This window comes from Phyllobacterium sp., from assembly GCF_037994405.1.
Lineage (GTDB): Bacteria > Pseudomonadota > Alphaproteobacteria > Rhizobiales > Rhizobiaceae > Phyllobacterium.
In genome coordinates, this window is record NZ_JBBNAN010000477.1 from 1 (window position 1) to 3,532 (window position 3,532).

2 protein-coding genes and 2 pseudogenes are annotated in these 3,532 nt (G+C 59.7%); 2 read left to right on the plus strand and 2 right to left on the minus strand.

Going from position 1 to position 3,532, the window contains the following annotated elements:
- Positions 1-26: 26 nt before the first annotated feature.
- Entirely contained in the window at positions 27-1,208 is a 1,182-nt protein-coding gene (locus AAAC48_RS26560; RefSeq protein WP_340657073.1) for an LCP family protein, read from the minus strand.
- A 524-nt stretch (positions 1,209-1,732) separates the two neighbouring features.
- Here AAAC48_RS26560 and AAAC48_RS26565 point away from each other — a divergent pair.
- Positions 1,733-2,626 carry a lipid kinase gene (locus AAAC48_RS26565; RefSeq protein ID WP_340657074.1) on the plus strand — a complete coding sequence of 298 codons (894 nt, stop codon included), beginning with the start codon at positions 1,733-1,735 and terminating at the stop codon, positions 2,624-2,626.
- Between the two features lie 49 nt (positions 2,627-2,675).
- Here the strand turns inward: AAAC48_RS26565 and trkD are convergent.
- Positions 2,676-2,869 (minus strand): annotated as a pseudogene (gene trkD / locus AAAC48_RS26570) (potassium transporter Kup); the annotation flags it as partial.
- A gap of 340 nt (positions 2,870-3,209) precedes the next feature.
- On the opposite strand from trkD, the pseudogene AAAC48_RS26575 reads away from it, so the two are divergent.
- Positions 3,210-3,532 (plus strand): annotated as a pseudogene (locus AAAC48_RS26575) (isoprenylcysteine carboxylmethyltransferase family protein); the annotation flags it as partial.

Below are 3,532 nucleotides of genomic sequence, written 5' to 3' on the forward strand. Positions count from 1 at the left end.
CGGCGCGGCCGTCTGCGGCCGCGAGCCTAACTCGCCGGGGCCTTCGCGCAGGGCGCGGACGAGGTCGTCGTCGGCAGCTGCTCGGAGGAGAAGGGCACGGCGATCGCGGTAATCGGGCCAGGGGGGCGGGCGCTCGGCTTAGTGTCCGTCTTGGCGCGGCGCGGCGGGGCGGGCTGGGTGTCCTTGGAGTCAGTCAGAGGCTGGTCGGCGGCGATCAATCGGAACAGCTTCTTGGCCGGTCCTTCGAGCCACTCGACCCGGCCGGGGTAGGCGTTGGAGTATCGCCAGGGCGTGGTGACGAAGTATAGCTTGTCGGACGACAGACCGCGGGCGGTGAGCGCGAGGTCTATCATTACGCTGGGGGCGAGGCCGGGGTCGGTGGTGACCGACTTGGTGGCCGCGTCAAGGAAGCCGAACAGCCGGGCGGGATCGGTCAGAGTCTCGCCGCTCATCGCCTTCTTCGCCATGGCGGCGATGAAGTCCTGCTGGCGCTGGATGCGCCCGATGTCGGACCCGTCGCCGAGGCTGTGCCGGGCCCTGACGTACCCCAGCGCCTGTTCGCCCTGCAGCGTCTGCCACCCTGCGGGCAGGTTGAGCTGGACATACTTGTCGCGGATCGGCTCGGGGATGCAGAGGTCCACCCCGCCGATCGCGTCCACCATGCCCATGAAGCCGGTGAAGTCAATTTTGACGAAGTGGTCGATGTGGATGCCGGTGAGCGTTTCGATGGTCTTCCAGGTGCAGCCGATGCCGCCGAAGTTGAGCGACGAGTTGATCATGCCGCGGTGCTTTTGCTGGCCCGGTAGACCTCCCCGGGAGCGGCAGGCGGGAAGCTGGACCAGCGAGTCGCGCGGGAAGCTGATCACGGCCGCGTCGTTCCGCTCGAGAGATAGGTGCACGAGCATGATGGTGTCCGTACGCTCCCCGGCGTAGTCGCCGTACTTGGCATCTCGTTGATCCGACCCGACCACCAGGATGTTCAGCGAGGCGGTCGGGGCCTTGGCCGGGCGAGCATCGCCCAACTCCTCGCGGGTAACCTCAATGTGCCTGACATTGCCGGTCAGCTTCGCGTACACGCCGTACCCTGTGGCGGCCAAGGCCACCAAGATGAGGGTAACGATGGCGAGCGACCAGAGCAGCCAGCGGCGCTGCAGAGGCGGAGGCTTGTCCTCGCATGCCGGCGGCTGGTCGATCAACCCACTGCTCACGTGACTCTCCAGGTGAGGGCCGAAAACCGCATCTGGCAACGCTTGCCCGAACCCAGCGTATCCTGCCAAATAGGATTCTAATCATACGCATCTAAAACGCAAGGGACAACGCGGCCGTAGCGGCTCGCATCCTTCGTTGACCGTTGCAGGAGCTGCTTTGTCGACTTTTCACGTGGTCAGCCCGCCGGCATTTGCTCAAACTATCGCCCATGCGCCCGCTGCCTCACGGAGCATCAGCTACTTGGCGCGCCCTCGTCCAACACTCAGCCGGGCCATCGCAAACCAAACCGAAACCCCTTAACCAGAATGAGATTTCGATTAAGCGCCCACCAAATTGTTTGATGCGTGCAGCAGCCCGCTCCCAACACGTACTAGCCTTCGCGTCACGGATTGTGACGTTCGAAATGATGGAGGCAGCGACAGTAAGCGTGCATGGGTACAGCAAATTTATTCCTTGTATTGCCACAATCAGCCGCCCACGTACGGCAAGCGAGTCTGCATGCAAAAGGAAAACAGCTAAGGTCATGGCGATAAAGTCAGGGAAACGCGCGCTCTTTATCATTAATCCCAATGCCCGCAACGGCAGGAAGTCTGCCACCCGTATCCGTGACACGCTTGAAGCTGGCGGACTGACGCTTGTCGATGCGCGCCCCGCTGGAGGCGAAACCTTGTCCAGCGTCATATCTCGCATGAAGAAGGAATGCGACCTGGTGATAATTGGAGGCGGGGACGGCACGTTGAACTCCGCTGCAGCGGGTCTCGTCGATACCGGGCTTCCGCTCGGCGTCCTGCCGCTGGGAACCGCCAATGATTTCGCCCGCACCATCGGCATTCAGGCAGACCCGCTTGAAGCAGCAAGATTGATCTTGTCGACCACGCCGCGACATATCGATCTCGGTGAAGTAAACGGCCACCTGTTCTTTAATGTCGCCAGTATCGGGTTCAGCGCCGAACTGGCAAGCGAACTCACCGAAAGAGCCAAGAAGCGCTGGGGAAAGCTTGGCTACGCCATCGTTGCGGCACGGCTTCTTGCCCGTTCACGGCTATTCACGGCCTATGTAGAACATGATGGCTCGGTGGAGGAGATCAAGACAATGCAGGTATCGGTTGGCAATGGCCGGCACTATGGTGGAGGAATGACGGTCGAACAAACGGCAACAGCGGATGATGGCCGCCTCGATTTCTACAGTCTCGAAGTTGACCATTGGTGGCGCCTATTGGCGCTCCTACCAAGCCTGCGCAAAGGTACTCATGGCGAATGGGACGACGTGCGCGCTTTTCAAACCACCGAGGTCATCGTCAAGACGAGCAAGCCGCGTGCCGTGAATACGGACGGAGACCTGACGACGTGGACACCGGCCCATTTCCGCATGCGCGAAAAGGTAATCCGCGTTTTTGCACCAGAAACGGACAAGTAACGTTCGGTCTAGTTGACACCGTGGGCAATCTGCGCATCCGGTCTTTATAGATGTTGACTTGGGCATAAATTTCCACGACGCGGGCCTGTTGGGATCTGAAAATATTCGGTGGCATCACTGGCAGTGCGCTAAAGCGATGAACATCCGGTCCTGCCAATAGGGGATTTCGCATTGGTCCGACGCATTCGGCAAACGGCGTGACAGAAAGAAGGTCGGTGTGATTATGTCGAACGTCCAGCCTTGCCAGTGGTCGTCGCACCTTTGCTTGGGCCCGATATTATAACCATCACACTTGTGATCTTGCCGACACTGTTGCTGTGCAACGTTTTGGCACGACGCACATGGCCACGGTCTTCGGGCCAATCACTTCTAGTTTCTGGCTATCGGATTTTTGCATGTATTCGATGACCTCGTGCGCGACTGAGCAACGTGCGCGGATGGATCCGGCCCATTATTCGTTGCACGGAGGTAAAGGCGTACGCTAAATTCTTTATGGCTACCCCAATCATTCCGTCAGGTGATGTGGAGACCTGGTAGATAGCGGGGCCAGAAGACGGAACCGTTCGCTTAGTGGAACTGGATCATGGTCGTCAGAGTGGTATTCATCGTCGTTGCAAGTGTTGCCTATCTTGGCCTGGCCGTCCTTGGCTGGGGCGGGCTTGGAGCTTTCCTCTCCCATCCGCCGCTCGTTGCTCTCACAGTTGTGCTTTTCATGTTGGCCGGCGTTTCCCTGTTTGCTGGCGGAAATCTTAGTCCGGGCCAACGTGAAGATCGCAGCAACCGTTGGGTTCTCTTGCCGCTTGGACTAATCGGGCTGTTGAACGGCTACCTCCCGGCCTATGCCGACCGCATGGAGTTTTGGATCATCGACGGCGACACTGTTCGCTGGCTTGGCGTTTTCGTCTT